Genomic DNA, 17,920 nt, shown 5'->3' on the forward strand with positions numbered 1-17,920 from the left:
GACAAACTCGACGTCGCCGAAGGCCTCGCCGAACTCGAAGGCGCCTCCGCCCGCGTCGCCGTTGACGAAAAGCGCATGATCAACTGCCGCGCCGACCTCAACCAACTCGTGCCGTTCAAGTACGACTGGGCCTGGCAGAAGTACCTCGACGGCTGCGCCAACCACTGGATGCCGCAAGAGGTCAACATGACCGCCGACATCGCCCTGTGGAAAAACCCCGAAGGCCTGACCGACGACGAACGCCGCATCGTCATGCGCAACCTCGGCTTCTTCTCCACCGCCGACTCCCTGGTCGCCAACAACCTGGTGCTGGCCGTGTACCGCCTGATCACCAACCCGGAGTGCCGCCAGTACATCCTGCGCCAGGCCTTCGAAGAAGCGATCCACACCCACGCCTACCAGTACTGCATCGAATCGCTGGCCATGGATGAAGGCGAGATCTTCAACATGTACCACGAGATCCCATCGGTCGCCAAAAAGGCCGCCTGGGGCCTGAAGTACACCCGCTCGATCTCCGATCCGAAGTTCGAAACCGGCACCGTCGAGACCGACAAGGAGCTGCTGCGCAACCTGGTCGCCTACTACTGCGTCCTGGAAGGCATCTTCTTCTACTGCGGCTTCACCCAGATCCTGTCCATGGGCCGTCGCAACAAAATGACCGGCGTCGCCGAGCAGTTCCAGTACATCCTGCGTGACGAGTCGATGCACCTGAACTTCGGTATCGATGTGATCAACCAGATCAAGATCGAAAACCCACACCTGTGGGATGCCGAGATGAAGGAAGAAGCGACCCAGATGATCCTGCAAGGGACTCAACTGGAGATCGAATACGCTCGCGACACTATGCCTCGCGGTGTATTGGGCATGAACGCGGCGATGATGGAGGATTACCTCAAGTTCATTGCTAACCGTCGTCTGTCGCAGATTGGGTTGAAGGAAGAGTACCCAGGTACCACCAACCCATTCCCGTGGATGAGCGAGATCATGGACTTGAAGAAAGAGAAAAACTTCTTCGAGACCCGTGTGATCGAGTACCAGACTGGCGGCGCGCTGAGCTGGGACTGACTCCACATGTGGGAGGGGGCTTGCCCCCGATGACGTTCGTTCAGCTCAAGCTTCAGTGACTGATGCACCGCAATCGGGGGCAAGCCCCCTCCCACATGGGTTGCGGTGCGCGATAAATCTTTGCAAATTGCCTCTTATGCCCAATCAAACCATCAAGACCCCTTGCGTCGGCCTGTGCTCCACCGTCTACGGAGACCTGGTCTGCCGCGGCTGCAAACGCTATCACCACGAAGTGATCCAGTGGAACGGCTACAACGCCGAGGAAAAACAGGCGGTGTGGCTGCGCCTGGAGCAACTGCTGGTGCAGGTAATGGCCAGCAAGCTGCAGGTGTTCGACGCGCACCTGCTGCGCCAGCAACTGGAGAATCGCAAGATCCGCTTTGTGCCGCACCAATCGCCCTATTGCTGGGCGTATCAGCTGATTGCGCGGGGGGCTAGAGTGATTTCCAGACTGGAGGCGTATGGGTTGGGGTTGCTGCCGGAGTTTCGCGAGCGCAGCCTGGCGGATCTGCGCGATGCGATTGACCGGGAGTTTTTCCTGTTGTCCGAGGCGCATTACGAGCGGTATATCGCGCCGGGGTTTATCAGGGAAGCTTTTGGGCCTCCACTGATAGCCAGCTTTTAACTCAGCCGTTCCAGGCGGCTCCGCGCTCAGTCTGCACGTTGTAACGCTCGATAGCCTCCTGGCACACCCGCGCTTGCAGATGCCCCTGCTCCACCAACGCCGTCAACGCTGCCAGCACGAGATGATGGCGATCCACCTCAAAGAAATCGCGCAACGCCGCCCGTGTATCACTGCGCCCGAATCCGTCAGTACCGAGCACGGTGTAGCTGGAATCCAGATACGAACCGATCATCTGCGGCACAGCCCGCACGTAGTCGGACACAGCCACCACCGGCGCGCCCTTGGGCAAGCATTCAGCCAAGTGGCTGACACGCGCCGTCTGCTGCGGATGCAAGCGATTCCAGCGTTCCACCTCCCGCGCTTCCCGCGCCAGTTCGCTGAAACTGGTCACGCTGAACACCTCGCTCGCCACCTGCCAATCCTCCGCCAGCAACTGCGCCGCTGCTTGCGCCTCGCGCACCAGGGTGCCGGAACCCAACAGGCGCACCCTGGCATCGACCGTACCTTGCAAGCGATACATGCCCTTGATAATCGCCGTTTCCACGCCTTCCGGGAGGCTCGGCTGCGGGTAGTTTTCGTTCATCAGGGTCACGTAGTAGAACTCGTCCACATCGTGCTCCAGCATCTGGCGCATACCGTGGTCGAGGATCACCGCGAATTCACCGGCAAACGCCGGGTCGTAGGCGCGGCAGTTGGGCACGGTGGCCGCCGTGAGGTGGCTGCTGCCATCCTGGTGCTGCAAGCCTTCGCCACCGAGGGTGGTGCGCCCGGCCGTGGCGCCGAGCAGGAAGCCACGGGCGCGCTGGTCGGCCGCGGCCCAGATCAGGTCGCCGACGCGCTGGAAGCCGAACATCGAGTAATAGATGTAGAACGGCAACATGCGCAGGCCGTGGACTGAATAACTGGTGGCCGCCGCAACCCAGGAGCTGATGGCGCTGGCTTCGCTGATGCCCTCCTCCAGGATCTGCCCATCGGTGGCTTCGCGGTAGCTGAGGATCGAGCCGATGTCTTCCGGCTCGTAGCGCTGGCCGACGCTGGAATAGATGCCGATCTGCTTGAACAGGTTGGCCATGCCGAAGGTGCGCGCTTCATCGGCGACGATGGGCACGATGCGCGGGCCCAGGGCTTTGTCCTTGAGCAGGTTGGTGAGCATGCGCACGAATGCCATAGTGGTGGACATTTCCTTGCCGTCGGCGGCCGTGGCAAAACCGGCGTAGCCCGATACCGCCGGCACGGCGACAGGCGCGGCGGCCTGGCTGCGACTGGGCACGTAGCCGCCCAACGCATTGCGCCGCTGGTGCAGGTAGCGCAGTTCGACGCTGTCGTCTGCCGGTTTGAAGAAGCTCAGGGACTCGGTCTGCTCATCGGTCAGCGGCAACTGGAAGCGATTGCGGAAGGCGATCAGCGCATCGCGGTCGAGTTTCTTCTGCTGGTGGGTGGTCATCTTGCCCTGCCCGGCTTCGCCCATGCCGAAGCCCTTTTTGGTCTGGGCCAGGATCACCGTGGGCCTACCCTTGACCCGCCGCGCCGCGTGGTAGGCCGCGTGAATCTTGACCATGTCGTGGCCGCCACGCTTGAGGCGGTCGATCTGTTCGTCGCTCAGGCCCTCGACCAGCCGGGCCAGGGATTCACTCTGGCCAAAGAAGTGTTCGCGGTTGTAGGCGCCGTCCTTGGCGGCAAAGGTCTGGAATTGGCCGTCAACCGTACTGGACAAGGTGTTGACCAGCGAACCGTCGGCATCCTTGGCCAACAACGCATCCCAGTCCGAGCCCCACACCAGTTTGATCACGTTCCAACCGGCGCCGGCAAACAAGGCTTCCAGTTCATCAATGATGCGCCCGTTGCCGCGCACCGGGCCGTCAAGGCGTTGCAGGTTGCAGTTGACCACCCAGGTGAGGTTGTCCAGGCCTTCGCGGGCGGCCAGGGTCAAGGCGGACATGCTTTCCGGCTCGTCCATCTCGCCGTCGCCAAACACACCCCAGACGTGGCGGTCAGTGGCGTCCAGCAAGCCGCGATGCTGCAAGTAGCGCATGAAGCGCGCCTGGAAAATCGAACTGATGGGGCCGATCCCCATGGAACCGGTGGGGAACTGCCAGAAATCCGGCATCAGCCAGGGGTGGGGATAGCTGGACAGGCCGCGTGCGCCCCCCTTGGGCCCGCCGATCTCCTGGCGATAGTGGGCCAGGTCGGCTTCACTCAAGCGGCCTTCAAGGAACGCCCGCGCATAAATGCCGGGCGCGGAATGCGGCTGATAGAACACCAGGTCGCCGCCAAAGCTGTCGCTGCGGGCACGGAAGAAATGGTTGAAACCCACCTCGAACAAGTCTGCCGCGCTGGCGTAACTGGCGATATGCCCGCCGAGTTCGCCATAGGCCTGGTTGGCGCGTACCACCATGGCCAGGGCGTTCCAGCGCACCAGTGAAGCCAGGCGTTCTTCGGTGGCGAGGTCGCCCGGAAACGCCGGCTGCTGCTCGACGCTGATGCTATTGATGTAGGGCGTGCCGTGGCGCGGTTTCCAGTCAATGTGCGGGGCACTGGCATCCTGGGCCAGCACATCGAGGATCTGGCGCGCCCGTGCCGGGCCGGCGTTCGCCACCAGTGAGGCAAGGGCGTCGCGCCATTCATCCAGCTCTTGCTGGTCAATCACCGCTGTCGTGAAACCGTTCATGGGCACCTCCAGGCTTTTTTTCCAGTTTATGTCGGCACCGAAGGATTTTTTGCCTGTTCTCAAGCGCTGATTTCAGCATATTGAGCATGAATCACTGCCAACTCACTTTTTTGCAGCACGTTGTGCTCAAGCCACCCGCAACCCTGCAACTGTGTTTAAAATGCCGCCCGCTCAATCAATGACGTTTAACGATGAACCCAGAAGCACTCGCCACCCTGCACGCTCATTTGCTCGCTGCCCTGCAGACTCCGCCGAGCGAAACCCGCCGCCTGTTCCACGGCCGTGGTCGTTGCTGGCCGGGCCTGGAGCAACTGACGGTGGACTGGTTGCAAGGCGTATTGCTGGTGTCGTTGTTCAAGGAGCCCGACGCGGCACAACTGGACGCCCTGAAACAGCTGCTGCACGGCCAGTTCGGCCGTTATACCGTGGCCCTGCAACACCGCTACCTGCCGCAAAGCACCACCGAATGGCTGGTAGGCGAGCCCGTCGAAGAGCAGATCATCGTCGAAGGCGGCCTGCGCTACCTGATCGACCTGGGCAAGAAACAGAATAGCGGGCTGTTCCTCGACATGCGTCATGGCCGCAACTGGGTGCGCGAACAGGCCAGGGGCATGCGTGTGCTCAACCTGTTTGCCTACACCTGCGGGTTTTCCGTGGCGGCCATCGAAGGCGGCGCCGAGCATGTGGTGAACCTGGACATGGCCCGCGGCGCCTTGAGCCGTGGCCGCGACAACCATCGTCTCAACGGTCATGACCTGAGCAAGGTGAGTTTCCTGGGCCATGACCTGTTCAAGTCCTGGGCCAAGGTTACCAACGGCGGCCCCTACGACCTGGTGATCATCGACCCGCCCTCGTTCCAGAAAGGCAGCTTTCTGCTGACCAAGGACTACCAACGCGTGCTGCGCCGGCTGCCGGATTTACTCACGCCACAGGGCACGGTGCTGGCCTGCATGAACGACCCGGCCTTCGGCGAAGACTTCCTGATCGACGGCGTGACCCGCGAAGCGCCGGGCCTGCGCTTTGTGGAGCGCCTGGCAAACCCGCCGGAGTTTCCGGATATCGACCCGCAAAGTGGCTTGAAGGCACTGGTGTTCCGCCAGGGTTGATGCCGAAATGTCTTACGCTTGCTACGCTAAGTGATACACCGGGGTGGTGAACCTTCTTACCCCCTTCCCGGTCGATACCTGCATTCCCCGGCCAGACTCGACGGCGTCACGTTGTCGGCTGCCCCGTTTCACCTTTTGGAGAACCGCCCGTGATATCGACCCTGCATGTAGCCAGACTCAAAGCCTGGGGCGCCCACGGCTTTACCGCCACCGGTGTGGTATTGGCCTTCCTGGCCACCCTGGCGCTGCTGGAAAACTCGCCGAAGGCCTGCCTGCTGTGGCTTGGCCTGGCATTGGTGGTGGACGGGGTCGATGGCTCGCTCGCGCGCCGGGTGAATGTCAGCACGGTATTGCCAAGCTTTGACGGCTCGGTGCTGGACCTGGTGATCGATTACCTCACCTATGTGTTCATTCCCGCATTGTTTATCTACCGCTATATCGACCTGCCGGACTTTACCCACCTGTTCACGGTGTCGGTGATCCTGGTGTCGTCGTTGTTCTGCTTCTGCAACGTCAACATGAAGAGCAAGGACAACTACTTCGTCGGCTTCCCCGCCGCCTGGAACGTGGTGGCGCTGTGCGTGTATATCATCCAGCCGGAAGCCTGGGTCACCTTGCTCACCGTGATTGGCCTGGCCCTGCTGACCGTGACGCCGATGAAGTTCCTGCACCCGTTCCGGGTGAAACGGTTCATGCCGATCAATATCGCGGTGACCACGATCTGGTTGCTGTGCAGCTTCTTGATGGTGGTGGATTACCCGAATACCAACCCGTGGACGTTTGGGTTGTGGTCGGTGATGTCGGCGTATTTCCTCGGGATTTGTATCTGGCGCACGGCGTTGGAGTGGATCGAAACACATCGATCGTAAGTCGACGCAGTAACAATGTGGGAGGGGGCTTGCCCCCGATAGCGGTGGATCAGCTACAGATGGGTTAGCTGGAACACCGCAATCGGGGGCAAGCCCCCTCCCACATTTGGATTTGCAGACTCCCCGCGAGTAAGATGGCGGCCTTTCGCATAGCGCCCTGCCAAGAATAAGCCCTGCCCATGCCCTTCGAACTCAGCGTAGACCTCACCACCCTCGCCATCCTGGCGGTGGTTGCCTTCATCGCCGGTTTTATCGACGCCATTGCCGGTGGCGGCGGCCTGCTGACCACACCCGCCCTGCTCACCGCCGGCATGCCACCGCATTTGGTATTGGGCACCAACAAGCTCAGTTCCACCTTCGGCTCGGCCACCGCCAGTTTCACCTTCTATCGCCGCAAACTGTTCCACCCGCGCCAGTGGGTGCACGCCATCGTCGGTACGCTGATCGGCGCACTAACCGGCGCCGTGGTCGCCCATTACTTGCCGGCCGAAACCCTGAACAAGATGCTGCCAGTGATTGTGTTCGCCTGTGGTGTGTACCTGCTGTTCGGCGGCACGCCCAAGGCGCCGCTGGATGCCGACGCGCCGATCAAGAAGAAATGGCAAGCCACCCAGGGCTTCGGCCTGGGCTTCTACGATGGCGTGGCGGGCCCGGGCACCGGGGCGTTCTGGACGGTGAGCACGATGCTGTTGCACCCCATCGACCTGGTCAAGGCCAGCGGCGTGGCGCGCAGCATGAACTTCGTCAGCAACGCAGCGGCGCTGACGGTGTTCATCGTCAATGGTTCGGTGGACTGGATCGTCGGCCTGGCCATGGGCGTTTCGGTGATGTGTGGCGCGTTCTTTGGCGCACGCAGCGCGATCAGCGGCGGCGCCAAATTCATTCGCCCGGTGTTTATCACCGTGGTCCTCGGCCTGACAGTGCGCCTAGCCTGGCAACACTGGTTCAGCGTGGCCTAGTCGTCGGGCCAGGTACAGGTCGATCAGGTAACGCGCAATCGAGCGTGACGCCGGCAATGGCGGCAGGTCATGGATGTTGAACCACTGCGCGTCCTCGATCTCATCGGCCTGGGGCACGATGTCGCCACCGGCGTATTCGGCATGGAAGCCCAGCATCATCGAGTGCGGGAACGGCCAGCACTGGCTGCCCATGTACTGGATGTTCTTGACCTCCACCTGCACCTCTTCGCGGACCTCGCGGACCAGGCAGTCTTCGGCCGACTCACCCGGCTCGGCAAACCCCGCCAGGGTGCTGTAGACCCCCGTGACAAAGCGTGGCGAACGCGCCAGCAGGATCTCGTCGCCACGGGTCACCAGCACGATCATGCTCGGCGAAATCCGCGGGTAGCTACGCAGGTCGCAGGCCTGGCAGTACATCGCGCGTTCCCGTGGCACCTGGACCATGGCCTGGCCGCAACTGCCACAGAACCGGTGCTCCCGTGCCCAAGTACCGATCTGCGCCGCATAGCCCAGCACTTTGTACAAGGTGTGATCGCCTTGCAGCATGAAGCCGCGCAGGCCCTGCCAACTGCAGCCCGGCACTTCAGCCGCCGAGTCGAGTTCCAGCAGGTACACCGGCTCGCCATCGAGGTGGCCGATGCCATGCTCGGCGAACACCGACAGGTCCTGGCGCTTGAGCCATTCCCTCGGGAACAGCGGGCCATTGGTGTCGTGCAAAAAGCCGTCGCGGCTGCGGGCGACGGCCCAGCCGCCAGGGGCGTCGTTGTCCAGCAGCGTTGTGGTAATCCAGCCTGGGGTCATGTCAGTCAATCCACGAATTCGGGTTTCTGCTTGCTCATATGGGCCGCGATGGCCACGCGCAGGTCGTTGGATTGCAACATAGCCGAGTTCCAGGTGGCAACGTATTCCAGGCCGTCATTGACTGTATGGTCACGCATGTAGCTGATCATGGCCTTGGTGCCGGTGACCGCAATCGGCGATTTGGCGGCGATTTCATGGGCAATCTCCATCACGCCGGCCAACAGGCTGTCCTGATCGGCGTAGACGCGATTGACCAGGCCGATGCTGCGCGCCTCCTCGGCGCCGAACTGGCGACCGGTGTAGGCCAGCTCGCGCAGCATGCCGTCGCCGATGATGCGCGGCAGACGCTGCAGGGTGCCGACGTCGGCGGCCATGCCGATGTCGATTTCCTTGATCGAGAATTGGGCGCCTTCGGCGGCGTAGCGCATGTCACAAGCGCTGATCAGGTCGATGGCGCCGCCGATGCAGTAACCCTGGATCGCCGCCAGCACCGGCTTGCGGCAGTTGTCGACGGCATTGAACGAGGCTTGCAGTTCGAGGATCTTGCGCCGCAGCAGGCGGGCGTTGCGACCGACGTCCTTGCCAAAGTCATTGGCGACCGAGGCCAGCATCATCAGGTCGATGCCAGAGGAGAAATGCTTGCCGGCGCCGCTGAGCACCACGGCGCGCACGGCGTCGGTGTCTTCCACCCACTGGAAGATGTCGATGATTTCGGTCCAGAACGCGGCGTTCATCGCGTTGATCTTTTCCGGGCGGTTGATCTGCACATGGGCAACGTTGCCGGTGAGTTCGACGACGAAAGCTTGGTATTCGGACATGGCAGTGATCCCTGACTGGCGAGTGATAAGGCCCGAACTATAACAAGTGTGTGTGACGGCACATCGGCCAAAAACGGGACGGGCAAACGTAATGGAATGTTGTGGGCGCAAGGTTCAGGCAGTACCGATACATTTGATCCCGGAGGCCCGGCTTATCGGCTATACAATCAGGGCCCTTGCCTGGAGCCGTCTATGCCGTCCACGTTGCGTTCGTCGCTGATTCTTGCCTTGGTGGTCGTGTTGACCGGCGTTGGCGCGGGCCTGGGCGGGATGCTCCTGGCCCTGCTGCTGCACGGTATTCAGCACCTGGCGTACGGGTACAGTCTCGACAGCCTGGTCAGCCACGAAACCTTTCTGTGGGGCGTGACCGCCGCCGCGCCGGAGCGCCGTTTGCGGGTGCTGGTGGTATGCGGCCTGGTTGCCGGGTTGGGCTGGTGGACGCTCTATCGCTACGGCCGCCCGCTGGTGAGCATCAAGCGGGCGGTGTCGGAACAGATGCCGATCATGCCGCCCAAAACCACCCTCGCCCACGCGCTGTTGCAGATCATCACCGTGGCTCTCGGCTCGCCGCTGGGGCGTGAAGTGGCGCCCCGTGAGGTCGGTGCACTGGCCGCCACCTGGCTGTCCCGACACGCCCGGCTCGAACCGCCCATGCACCGCCTGATCGTGGCTGGCGGCGCGGGGGCCGGGCTGGCGGCGGTGTACAACGTGCCGCTGGGCGGCGCGGTGTTTGTACTGGAAGTACTGGTGGGCGCATTCAGTTGGCCAGCGGCGCTGATTGCGCTGGCAACTTCGGCGATTGGTGCAGCGGTGGCGTGGATCGGGCTGGGGGCGGAGTCGCAATACGTCGTGCCGCATTTTGTGCTGAGCCCGGTGCTGATCGCCTGGGCCGTGGTGTGTGGGCCGGTGTTTGGATTGGCCGCCTATGGTTTCAACCGTCTCACCGGCGCTGCGCGGGCGAACGCCGCCAGAGGCTGGCGCCTGCCGGTATTGGCGTTGATCAACTTCAGCGTCATCGGCGGACTGGCAATGTTGCTGCCGCAGATTCTCGGCAACGGCAAAGGCCCGGCGCAACTGGGTTTCGACAATGAGCTGAGCATCGGCCTGGCCGCACTGTTGCTGGTGGTCAAGGTGCTGATCACCACCAGCAGCCTGCGCGCCGGGGCCGAAGGCGGCCTGCTCACCCCCGGCCTGGCGAATGGCGCGTTACTGGCGATCATCCTCGGCGGCGCCTGGAGCCTGGTGTGGCCGGGTGTGCCCCTCGGAGCGTTTGCAATCATCGGCGCAGCGGCGTTCCTCGCCGCCAGCATGAACATGCCCCTGACCGCGATTGTGCTGGTGGCGGAATTCACCCGCATCGACCATGACTTCCTGGTGCCGATCATCCTCTCAGTGGTCGGCGCGGTGTGCGTGGGCAAGCTGTGCCAACGCATGGAAACTGCTGGAAAAAAGCCTGACTAAGCGCCATCCTTCGCGCTTTAGGCCGCCCCGACAGCGGCGCTCGACGTTTAAAGGATATGCCCATGCACGCCCAACCCCTCACCGCCGCCGAATTCGAGTTCATCGAAGACACCCTGCTCAAGTACGGCGATGACCATTCGGTGCTGAACCTGGCCGAACTCGACGGCTACTTCACCGCACTGGTGTCCAGCCCGGCCCAGGTGGATGTGGCCGAGTGGTTCCCGGCGATCTGGGGCGGCCAGAACCCGGAATGGGACAACATGGATGAAGCGCAAAGCTTCCTCGAACTGTGCGTACGCCATATCAACACCCTGGCCGGGCAACTGGCCACTGACGCCACGGGTTTCAAGGCGCGCTTCGACGATACCGAACACCAGGGCCATACCGTGACCCTCGCCGAGGAATGGTGCTTTGGCTACATCCGTGGCGCCGCCATCGGTAACTGGCCGGAATTGCCCGCCGAGCAGGCCGCGCAGTTGGAGAAGATTTCCTGGTGCGCCGAACAGGACAACTTCGAATTGCCGGCCGACCTGGATGTAGACGCCCATCAACAGCGGGTCAGCGAAATCGAACCGGCTGCGCGGGCGCTACATGATTACTGGTTGAGCAAGCGTTGACCGGACTTTATTTGAAGTCCAGGTCAAACGCCTGGTAGAACGCGTTGCCCGTGTTGGCCACGATCCACATCAGCACCACCACATGTCGGCCTTGCTTACCCTTGGGCAATGTCACCTGATGCTCGACCTTGGCTTTCAGTTCATCGGCATGCTGGTAGTACGGCACCTGGGTGTAGAAATCCTCGAAGAACGGCTGGGTGTCCAATTGAGCGCGACTGATGCGCTGTTTCGGGTCCCAGCCATCCCTGGTGATGAACCAGCGGTAACCACGGGTAACGTGGGCGGCGGTGTATTCCCACTGCACCTTGAAGACTTGTCCGGCCTCCACATTCAGCAGTGGCCAGGTAAACGGCGTGTTGAGCTTTTTGCTCATCTCCTCATCGGTGAAGTTGATGCAATCGCGCTCGTCGGTTTTGCCGCCGCTCAAGATATGCCCATCGGCCGGCGGCGTCACACTCTGGTCGTCGGTTTGATAGGGTGCGGGGAACGGCCCGGCAGTCAGCGCCGGGAAGTTCTTGCCGCCTTCCATTTCGTTGACTTGCCAGTTGCCCAGCAGCCCGCGTTCAACAGCCACCGAGCCACGGCTGGCCGGGGTCAAGACGCGGCCATGTCTGAGTTGAGTCTGGGGTTTGTTCATTTCAGTCACTCCTTGATTGAAAACGCCCCGGGGATGGGACGCGCTTTGAACTTACCCTATCGCCCCGGCTTGTCCATCGAGGCGCCGCGTATGAAAAGTTACACAACTCCTGCATTTCATTGATCGGACGCGCTTGTCCTGCCCCCTGTTGGGGCGCACGCCTACCCTGCCAAGGGCAATCCACCTACAGCGCGTCCCGATAATCGACAACCCTGCGGAAAATGCCGGCCGGCGGCGTTCCCTGCTCGACAAGTACTGTACCTATGCCCGATTATTCGAGTCCGCCCGTCGGCCACTCCGTGCCACCTTGCCTTGATCAGGAGCCCTGTCCCTTGAGTTCGCAGAAAACCGTGACCGTTACACCGCCCAATTTCCCCCTCAATGGCAAGGTCGCGCCCCCCGGCTCCAAATCCATTACCAACCGCGCCCTGTTGCTGGCGGCCCTGGCCAAGGGCACCAGCCGTCTCAGCGGCGCGCTCAAGAGCGACGATACCCGCCATATGTCGGTGGCCCTGCGCCAAATGGGCGTGACCATCGATGAGCCGGACGACACCACCTTCGTCGTCACCGGCAACGGCAAACTGCACCTGCCGCCGCAACCGCTGTTCCTTGGCAACGCCGGCACCGCCATGCGCTTTCTCACGGCTGCGGTGGCCACGGTCGAAGGCACCGTGGTGCTGACCGGCGACGACTACATGCAAAAACGCCCGATCGGCCCGTTGCTGGCGACCCTCGGCCAGAACGGCATCCAGGTCGACAGCCCGACCGGTTGCCCGCCGGTCACCGTGCATGGCGTGGGCAAGATCAAGGCCAAGCGCTTCGAGATCGATGGCGGCCTGTCCAGCCAGTACGTGTCGGCGCTGCTGATGCTCGCGGCCTGCGGCGAAGCGCCGATTGAAGTGGCGCTGACCGGCAAGGACATCGGTGCCCGTGGCTATGTCGACCTGACCCTGGACTGCATGCGCGCCTTCGGTGCCCAGGTTGAAGCCGTTGATGACACCACCTGGCGCGTGGCCCCGACCGGCTACATCGCCCACGACTACCTGATCGAACCCGACGCCTCCGCCGCCACTTACCTGTGGGCCGCTGAAGTGTTGACCGGGGGGGGCATCGACATCGGCGTGGCCGCGCAGGATTTCACCCAACCGGACGCCAAGGCCCAGGCCGTGATCGCGCAGTTCCCGCACATGCAAGCCACGGTGGTCGGCTCGCAGATGCAGGACGCCATCCCGACCCTGGCGGTGCTCGCGGCGTTCAACAACACGCCGGTGCGTTTCACCGAGTTGGCCAACCTGCGGGTCAAGGAGTGCGACCGTGTGCAGGCACTGCATGACGGCCTCAATGCAATCCGCCCGGGCCTGGCGACCATCGAAGGCGACGATCTGCTGGTAGCCAGCGACCCCGCATTGGCCGGCACCTCGTGCAACGCGCTGATCGACACCCACGCCGACCACCGCATCGCCATGTGCTTTGCCCTGGCCGGGCTGAAGGTTTCGGGTATTCGCATCCAGGACCCGGATTGCGTGGCCAAGACCTATCCTGAGTACTGGAAGGCCCTGGGCAGCCTTGGCGTCCAACTGAGCTATTAAAGCGTCAGCGTCGGAATGGGGAGGCTCTGCACATGACCATTCGCCAACCCTGCCCACCCGGCGCCTGCGTCTGCGACCGCGAACAACTGTTGCAGACGCCGGGTGCCGACCAGCGCATCCTCCGCCTCACGCGCCAGGAAGAGAAGAAACTGCTCGACCGGCTTGAAGACCTCAAGAGCCTGCAGGACCTGGAGCGCATGCAACAGCTGATGTACCAGCAACTGGGCATCCGCGTGCATATTGCCCCTGGCCATACCGAGGTCAAGAGCATGCGCGGGATCCAGATCGTCATCGACGATTTGCCAGGGATGTGTCGCAAGACCCGCCAATCTATCCCGGCCGCGATCCGCCGAGGCATGGAAAAACGCCCGGAAATCGCCTACCGCCTGCTGGATGCCCACGATTTGTTTCGCGACGCTTGAATCAACCGGCAACCGCCTCGGTTTCAAACACTCCCCGGCCAACGGCCCTGGCCTTGTCCAGATGCGCCTGCGCCCCACCGCTTTCCGACTCCAGCAACAATTCGGACGTCACCACCTGCGCGCCACAGTAATCAAAAATCCCGTAGTCGATCTGCGTGCGCATCGCCTTGGCATAGCCATGCCGATCAAAGGCATCGCCATCCGCCGCGCCCAGGGCCAGCAGGTGGACCTGCAGGTGCCGCAGTTTTTTCACCATCGGGGTATCCGGGCCGTACTCGATGGCCCAGCCGTTGACGAATACACGGTCGATCCAGCCCTTGAGCAAGCCCGGCAGCGACCACCAATAGATCGGGAACGCCAGCACCAGGGCGTCGGCGCGGTCGAGACGGGCCTGTTCGGCCAGCACGTCGGCCGGGGGCGTGGCGCGGCTGCGGTGTACCGCATGGTCGGCGGCGTTGTAGCGTGGGTCAAACCCTTCGGCGGCAAGGTCGGCGATCTCGAACGTGTGGCCGGATGCGCCGAGACCGACGGCCACCTGCGCGGCGACGCTGTGGGTGAGGGATTGCGGGTCGTGATGGGCAACAACAATCAACGCATGCATGACAAAACTCCCCTTCAGGGTTAGGCTGGGCTTAAGTTACGATCAGTAAGTTACTTTTGGTATATAAGCATGTCAAGCCCCGCATCCCCTGCCCCACGCCGTCGCCTGTCCCGTGAAGATCGCCTGCGCCAACTACTTGATGTGGCCTGGCAACTGGTGCGCGATGAAGGCACAGACGCCCTGACCCTTGGCCGCCTGGCGGAACTGGCGGGCGTCACCAAGCCGGTGGTCTACGACCATTTCGTCACCCGCGCCGGGTTGCTGACCGCGCTGTATGAAGATTTCGATGCGCGCCAGAACCAGGTGTTTGTCGACGCCATCGAGGCCAGCAGCGCTACGCTTGAGGACCGTGCCTGGGTGATCGCCGCGTCCTATGTGGACTGCGTGCTGTTGCAGGGTCGGGAAATTCCGGGGGTGATCGCCGCGCTCAGCAGCTCGCCGGAGCTGGAGACGCTCAAGCGCCAGTACGAGGCAATCTTTCTCGATAAATGCCGCGATGCGCTGTCGCCCTTCGGCCGGATTTCCCAGCCGGGTCTAAGGGCAATGCTGGGGGCTGCGGAAGCGTTGTCCCAGGCAGCGGCCAGTGGTGAGATCAGCCGTGAAGAGGCGCAACAGGAGTTGCTGGCGACCATCCTGGCGATGGTCAATCGTGGGCGCGTCTAGAAAGTTTTTGGTGACGATGCAACAACCGACACGGCGGCGGCAACTGACAGCTCACATTGCCACATGGTAGTGAGCGGGCTTGCCACAAAAAAGATCCACTCAACGCCCGGCAACAAACAACTGCACCTTGCGCGCCAGTTGATCGAGGTGGCGGTCACGCTGCTTCTCCGCATCCACCATGGCGCGCTTGCCATGCTTTTGCAGCAGGTACGTATGAATCTGCCGCACCTCCAGCGAGCGGTAGATCGACGCCACATCCAGCACGCCCATCAGGCCATCGGTGCCGTAGTCCCGCGTGTTCATCAACACCTGGGTGCCGCGCGCACCACGCACTTGAAAGCCCATGCCCTCAAAGGCGGGCACCTTCTCCACCGAACAGGCCAATTCAGCATGGGGATAACGGCTCAACACGTCACGCATCATTGCGCGGGCCACACCCTGGCGCCGATAGCCGACCTGCACCGCCATGAACGCAACACCGCACGCCTCGGGATCATCCTTCACGGGCAGGTACAGGCAAAAGCCAATCAGCTTGTCCCCGTCCATCGCCACCACCAACTCGACCGCAATGCCTTTGGCACCGTTGAGCGCTTCGAGGTACAGGTGCACTTCAAAGCCGGTGGCATATTGGTAGATGTTGTACAGCAGGTTGCTCGGCGGCAGCGCTACGCTGCTGATGTCAGTGAGGTTATCCACCACCAATTGCAGGATCTGGCTGTTGATCGGCTCGGGGCACGGTGTGGTGTAGCGGGTAAGGCTGTACATGCAAATTCCTGGGGGTTCAGCGTCAAGGCAGCGCGGATTGTACCTGTTCGGCGCATACCTCACGCAAACACCCGCGCAACCAACGGTGGGCCAGGCCGGCACGTTGATGGGTGGTGTAGCGTTCGGGCACGCTGGCGATCGGCTCGGGCGGCGGCTGCGATCTGACACAAACATTGACAAGATAAAATCGTAACGACTATTGTCTGACAACCTGATCATCAAGGTTGTCCCATGCTTGAGCTTCAACGCCCCGATTCGCTGGTTGTGCGGGTTGTCAGCGCGATTCGCGCAGAAATCGATGCCGGCCAATTGCCGCCCGAGTCGCGCCTGCCCACCGAACAGCAACTGGCCGAACAACTCAACGTCAGCCGCTCCGTGGTGCGTGAAGCCATTGCCCAGCTCAAGGCCGACGGCGTGATCACCGCCCGCCGTGGCCTGGGCTCGTTCATTTCGCAAACGCCTGCCGGCACGGTGTTCCGCTTTCCCCAGCAGCATGGTCGGCGTGCCGACCTGGCGCAAATGTTCGAAGTGCGCCTGTGGATCGAAACCCAGGCCGCCGCCATTGCCGCCCAGCGCCGCGACGACGCCGACCTGCAACGCATGAAAAGCGCGTTGCAAGCCATGCAGGACAACCGCGACAACTTCGAAGCCGCCGCCCTGGCCGATGTGGAATTCCACCGCGCCATCGCCGACGCCAGCAAGAATGACTACTTCGTGGCATTCCATGATTTCCTCAGGAGCCAACTGGCCAGCGCACGCAAAACCGCCTGGGAAAACTCGGCATCGCGCTTTGCCACCGGCTCCGCCGATGCCACCGAGGAGCACCAGTCGCTGTACCAGGCGATTGCCGACGGCGACGCCCAGCGCGCCGCCGCCAGTGCCGAAGCCCACCTGCGCGCGGCCGCACGGCGCCTGCAATTGGAATTGCCCGCCACCCGCTGACCGAATACCGACCGTCTATAGCGTGTCCATGACACGCCATTTTTTTAACAAGACCATTAGTCTGACAACCTGATAAGCAGACCGAAATGTCCACGCTCAGAGACCCACGCAATGATCCATGACTTTTGCATTATCGGCGGCGGCATCGTCGGCCTCGCCACCGCGATGGAGCTGCTCCAGCGCCAGCCCGGCGCCTCGCTGGTGATCCTGGAAAAAGAGTCGGCGCTGGCCAGGCACCAGACCGGCCACAACAGCGGCGTCATTCACGCCGGCATCTACTACGCCCCCGGCAGTCTCAAAGCCGAGCTGTGCAAGCGCGGCGCCCAACAGACCAAGCAGTTCTGCACCGAACACGGCATCAGGTTCGAGGTGTGCGGCAAGCTGCTGGTGGCCTCCAGCCCCCTGGAGATGCAGCGGATGGAAGCGCTGCATGCCCGCGCCCAGCTCAACGGTATGCAGGTCGAGCGCCTGGACGCCGACCAATTGCGCCAACGCGAACCCAACATCGTCGGCCTGGGCGGACTGTTCCTGGACGCCACCGGCATCGTCGATTACCGCCAGGTGTGCGAAACCATGGCCCAGGTCATCCGCCGCCGCGGCGGTGAGATCTGCCTGGAACGCACGGTCACCGCGATCCACGAAGACACCGACAAAGTCAGCGTCAGCACCCATGGCGAAACCTGGCAGGCGCGGCACCTGGTGGTCTGCGCCGGGCTGCAGTCCGACCGTCTGGCGACCTTGGCCGGGATCAGGATCGACCACCAGATCATCCCGTTTCGCGGCGAATACTTTCGCCTGCCTGAATCGAAGAACCGCATCGTCAACCACTTGATCTACCCGATTCCGGACCCGGAGCTGCCGTTCCTCGGCGTGCACCTGACCCGCATGATCGACGGCAGCGTCACCGTCGGCCCCAACGCCGTGCTGGGCCTGGGCCGCGAGAACTACCGCAAGTTCTCGGTGAACTGGCGCGATGTGGCGCAGTACGCCAGCTTTCCCGGTTTCTGGAAGACCATCTGGCAGAACCTCGGCTCCGGCACCACCGAGATGAAGAATTCGCTGTTCAAGTCCGGCTACCTGGAGCAATGCCGCAAGTATTGCCCGTCGCTCGCCCTGGACGACTTGCTGCCCTGCGAGGCCGGTATCCGCGCCCAGGCGGTGATGCGCGATGGCAGCCTGGTGCACGATTTCCTGTTCGCCCAGACCCCTCGCATGCTCCACGTGTGCAACGCGCCCTCACCCGCCGCGACGTCGGCCATGCCCATCGGCGCAATGATCGCCGACCGCCTGTTTACCCCCGAGTAACACCCTG

18 protein-coding genes and 1 pseudogene are annotated in these 17,920 nt (G+C 62.6%); 12 read left to right on the plus strand and 7 right to left on the minus strand.

The features are described 5' to 3' along the window. Both BFN10_RS16500 and BFN10_RS16505 read left to right on the plus strand, forming a co-directional pair. On the plus strand, window positions 1-1,065 hold a 1,065-nt coding region (locus BFN10_RS16500), incomplete at its 5' end, for a ribonucleotide-diphosphate reductase subunit beta (protein ID WP_071489516.1). Between the two features lie 136 nt (window positions 1,066-1,201). Then, a complete protein-coding gene (locus BFN10_RS16505; protein WP_071490562.1) occupies window positions 1,202-1,690 on the plus strand; it encodes a DUF1289 domain-containing protein in 489 nt (162 codons plus the stop codon). Window position 1,691: 1 nt separating this feature from the next. On the opposite strand, the gene mdeB is transcribed toward BFN10_RS16505, so the two are convergent. Beyond that, window positions 1,692-4,358: an alpha-ketoglutarate dehydrogenase gene (gene mdeB, locus BFN10_RS16510; RefSeq protein WP_071490563.1), complete on the minus strand. Its 2,667-nt coding sequence runs from the start codon at window positions 4,356-4,358 to the stop codon at window positions 1,692-1,694. Between the two features lie 191 nt (window positions 4,359-4,549). On the opposite strand from mdeB, the gene BFN10_RS16515 reads away from it, so the two are divergent. The 3 genes from BFN10_RS16515 (at window position 4,550) to BFN10_RS16525 (ending at window position 7,292) form a co-directional block, all read left to right on the plus strand. Beyond that, entirely contained in the window at window positions 4,550-5,464 is a 915-nt protein-coding gene (locus tag BFN10_RS16515; RefSeq protein WP_071490564.1) for a class I SAM-dependent methyltransferase, read from the plus strand. Window positions 5,465-5,613: 149 nt separating this feature from the next. Further along, window positions 5,614-6,333 (plus strand): phosphatidylcholine synthase, encoded by a 720-nt coding sequence (pcsA, locus tag BFN10_RS16520; protein ID WP_058427603.1) that lies wholly within the window; start codon window positions 5,614-5,616, stop codon window positions 6,331-6,333. Between the two features lie 179 nt (window positions 6,334-6,512). Beyond that, window positions 6,513-7,292: a TSUP family transporter gene (locus BFN10_RS16525; RefSeq protein WP_071490565.1), complete on the plus strand. Its 780-nt coding sequence runs from the start codon at window positions 6,513-6,515 to the stop codon at window positions 7,290-7,292. Here the strand turns inward: BFN10_RS16525 and nudC are convergent. Together nudC and BFN10_RS16535 are read right to left on the minus strand one after the other, a co-directional pair. Beyond that, entirely contained in the window at window positions 7,260-8,093 is an 834-nt protein-coding gene (nudC, locus tag BFN10_RS16530; RefSeq protein WP_071490566.1) for an NAD(+) diphosphatase, read from the minus strand. The genes BFN10_RS16525 and nudC overlap by 33 nt on opposite strands. A 5-nt stretch (window positions 8,094-8,098) precedes the next feature. Then, a complete protein-coding gene (locus tag BFN10_RS16535; RefSeq protein ID WP_058427606.1) occupies window positions 8,099-8,911 on the minus strand; it encodes a crotonase/enoyl-CoA hydratase family protein in 813 nt (270 codons plus the stop codon). 192 nt (window positions 8,912-9,103) lie between these two features. Between BFN10_RS16535 and BFN10_RS16540 the strand changes: the two genes are divergently transcribed. Together BFN10_RS16540 and BFN10_RS16545 are read left to right on the plus strand one after the other, a co-directional pair. Then, window positions 9,104-10,372, plus strand: a complete 1,269-nt coding sequence (locus tag BFN10_RS16540) for a chloride channel protein (protein WP_071490567.1) — start codon at window positions 9,104-9,106, stop codon at window positions 10,370-10,372. A 62-nt stretch (window positions 10,373-10,434) separates the two neighbouring features. Beyond that, entirely contained in the window at window positions 10,435-10,989 is a 555-nt protein-coding gene (locus BFN10_RS16545) for a UPF0149 family protein (protein WP_071490568.1), read from the plus strand. A gap of 7 nt (window positions 10,990-10,996) precedes the next feature. Here the strand turns inward: BFN10_RS16545 and BFN10_RS16550 are convergent, their stop codons facing one another. Then, a complete protein-coding gene (locus tag BFN10_RS16550; RefSeq protein ID WP_071490569.1) occupies window positions 10,997-11,626 on the minus strand; it encodes a lytic polysaccharide monooxygenase auxiliary activity family 9 protein in 630 nt (209 codons plus the stop codon). Window positions 11,627-11,958: 332 nt separating this feature from the next. On the opposite strand from BFN10_RS16550, the gene BFN10_RS16555 reads away from it, so the two are divergent. Then, window positions 11,959-13,215 carry a 3-phosphoshikimate 1-carboxyvinyltransferase gene (locus BFN10_RS16555; RefSeq protein ID WP_071490570.1) on the plus strand — a complete coding sequence of 419 codons (1,257 nt, stop codon included), beginning with the start codon at window positions 11,959-11,961 and terminating at the stop codon, window positions 13,213-13,215. A 32-nt stretch (window positions 13,216-13,247) separates the two neighbouring features. After that, window positions 13,248-13,637 (plus strand): hypothetical protein, encoded by a 390-nt coding sequence (locus BFN10_RS16560; RefSeq protein WP_071490571.1) that lies wholly within the window; start codon window positions 13,248-13,250, stop codon window positions 13,635-13,637. 1 nt (window position 13,638) lies between these two features. Here BFN10_RS16560 and BFN10_RS16565 read toward each other — a convergent pair whose 3' ends face one another. Beyond that, window positions 13,639-14,238, minus strand: coding sequence for an NAD(P)H-dependent oxidoreductase (locus tag BFN10_RS16565; protein ID WP_071490572.1), 600 nt, complete (start codon window positions 14,236-14,238; stop codon window positions 13,639-13,641). 69 nt (window positions 14,239-14,307) lie between these two features. Here BFN10_RS16565 and BFN10_RS16570 point away from each other — a divergent pair, with 69 nt between their 5' ends. Then, complete coding sequence (locus BFN10_RS16570) at window positions 14,308-14,901, plus strand: TetR/AcrR family transcriptional regulator (RefSeq protein WP_071490573.1); 594 nt, start codon at window positions 14,308-14,310, stop codon at window positions 14,899-14,901. 99 nt (window positions 14,902-15,000) lie between these two features. Here the strand turns inward: BFN10_RS16570 and BFN10_RS16575 are convergent, their stop codons facing one another. Next, the gene (locus BFN10_RS16575) at window positions 15,001-15,666 is read right to left on the minus strand and encodes a GNAT family N-acetyltransferase (protein ID WP_071490574.1); all 666 of its coding nucleotides are present in this window, start codon (window positions 15,664-15,666) and stop codon (window positions 15,001-15,003) included. 22 nt (window positions 15,667-15,688) lie between these two features. Further along, window positions 15,689-15,805, minus strand: a pseudogene (locus BFN10_RS29940) (LysR family transcriptional regulator); the annotation flags it as partial. Between the two features lie 92 nt (window positions 15,806-15,897). Here BFN10_RS29940 and BFN10_RS16580 point away from each other — a divergent pair. Then, on the plus strand, window positions 15,898-16,608 hold the full coding sequence (locus BFN10_RS16580; protein WP_071490575.1) for a FadR/GntR family transcriptional regulator: 711 nt from the start codon (window positions 15,898-15,900) through the stop codon (window positions 16,606-16,608). A 111-nt stretch (window positions 16,609-16,719) separates the two neighbouring features. Continuing rightward, window positions 16,720-17,913 carry an L-2-hydroxyglutarate oxidase gene (gene lhgO, locus BFN10_RS16585; RefSeq protein ID WP_071490576.1) on the plus strand — a complete coding sequence of 398 codons (1,194 nt, stop codon included), beginning with the start codon at window positions 16,720-16,722 and terminating at the stop codon, window positions 17,911-17,913. The last annotated feature ends 7 nt before the right edge of the window (window positions 17,914-17,920 follow it).

Source organism: Pseudomonas extremorientalis (assembly GCF_001870465.1).
GTDB lineage: Bacteria > Pseudomonadota > Gammaproteobacteria > Pseudomonadales > Pseudomonadaceae > Aquipseudomonas > Aquipseudomonas extremorientalis.

Coding starts and splice junctions, on each gene's coding strand:
- BFN10_RS16535 (WP_058427606.1), bottom strand. CDS start 8,911: ATGTCCGAATACCAAGCTTTCGTCGTCGAACTCACCGGCAACGTTGCC.
- BFN10_RS16505 (WP_071490562.1), top strand. CDS start 1,202: ATGCCCAATCAAACCATCAAGACCCCTTGCGTCGGCCTGTGCTCCACC.
- BFN10_RS16545 (WP_071490568.1), top strand. CDS start 10,435: ATGCACGCCCAACCCCTCACCGCCGCCGAATTCGAGTTCATCGAAGAC.
- BFN10_RS16540 (WP_071490567.1), top strand. CDS start 9,104: ATGCCGTCCACGTTGCGTTCGTCGCTGATTCTTGCCTTGGTGGTCGTG.
- BFN10_RS16565 (WP_071490572.1), bottom strand. CDS start 14,238: ATGCATGCGTTGATTGTTGTTGCCCATCACGACCCGCAATCCCTCACC.
- lhgO (WP_071490576.1), top strand. CDS start 16,720: ATGATCCATGACTTTTGCATTATCGGCGGCGGCATCGTCGGCCTCGCC.
- BFN10_RS16575 (WP_071490574.1), bottom strand. CDS start 15,666: ATGTACAGCCTTACCCGCTACACCACACCGTGCCCCGAGCCGATCAAC.
- nudC (WP_071490566.1), bottom strand. CDS start 8,093: ATGACCCCAGGCTGGATTACCACAACGCTGCTGGACAACGACGCCCCT.
- BFN10_RS16560 (WP_071490571.1), top strand. CDS start 13,248: ATGACCATTCGCCAACCCTGCCCACCCGGCGCCTGCGTCTGCGACCGC.
- BFN10_RS16525 (WP_071490565.1), top strand. CDS start 6,513: ATGCCCTTCGAACTCAGCGTAGACCTCACCACCCTCGCCATCCTGGCG.
- mdeB (WP_071490563.1), bottom strand. CDS start 4,358: ATGAACGGTTTCACGACAGCGGTGATTGACCAGCAAGAGCTGGATGAA.
- BFN10_RS16580 (WP_071490575.1), top strand. CDS start 15,898: ATGCTTGAGCTTCAACGCCCCGATTCGCTGGTTGTGCGGGTTGTCAGC.
- BFN10_RS16570 (WP_071490573.1), top strand. CDS start 14,308: ATGTCAAGCCCCGCATCCCCTGCCCCACGCCGTCGCCTGTCCCGTGAA.
- BFN10_RS16550 (WP_071490569.1), bottom strand. CDS start 11,626: ATGAACAAACCCCAGACTCAACTCAGACATGGCCGCGTCTTGACCCCG.
- BFN10_RS16515 (WP_071490564.1), top strand. CDS start 4,550: ATGAACCCAGAAGCACTCGCCACCCTGCACGCTCATTTGCTCGCTGCC.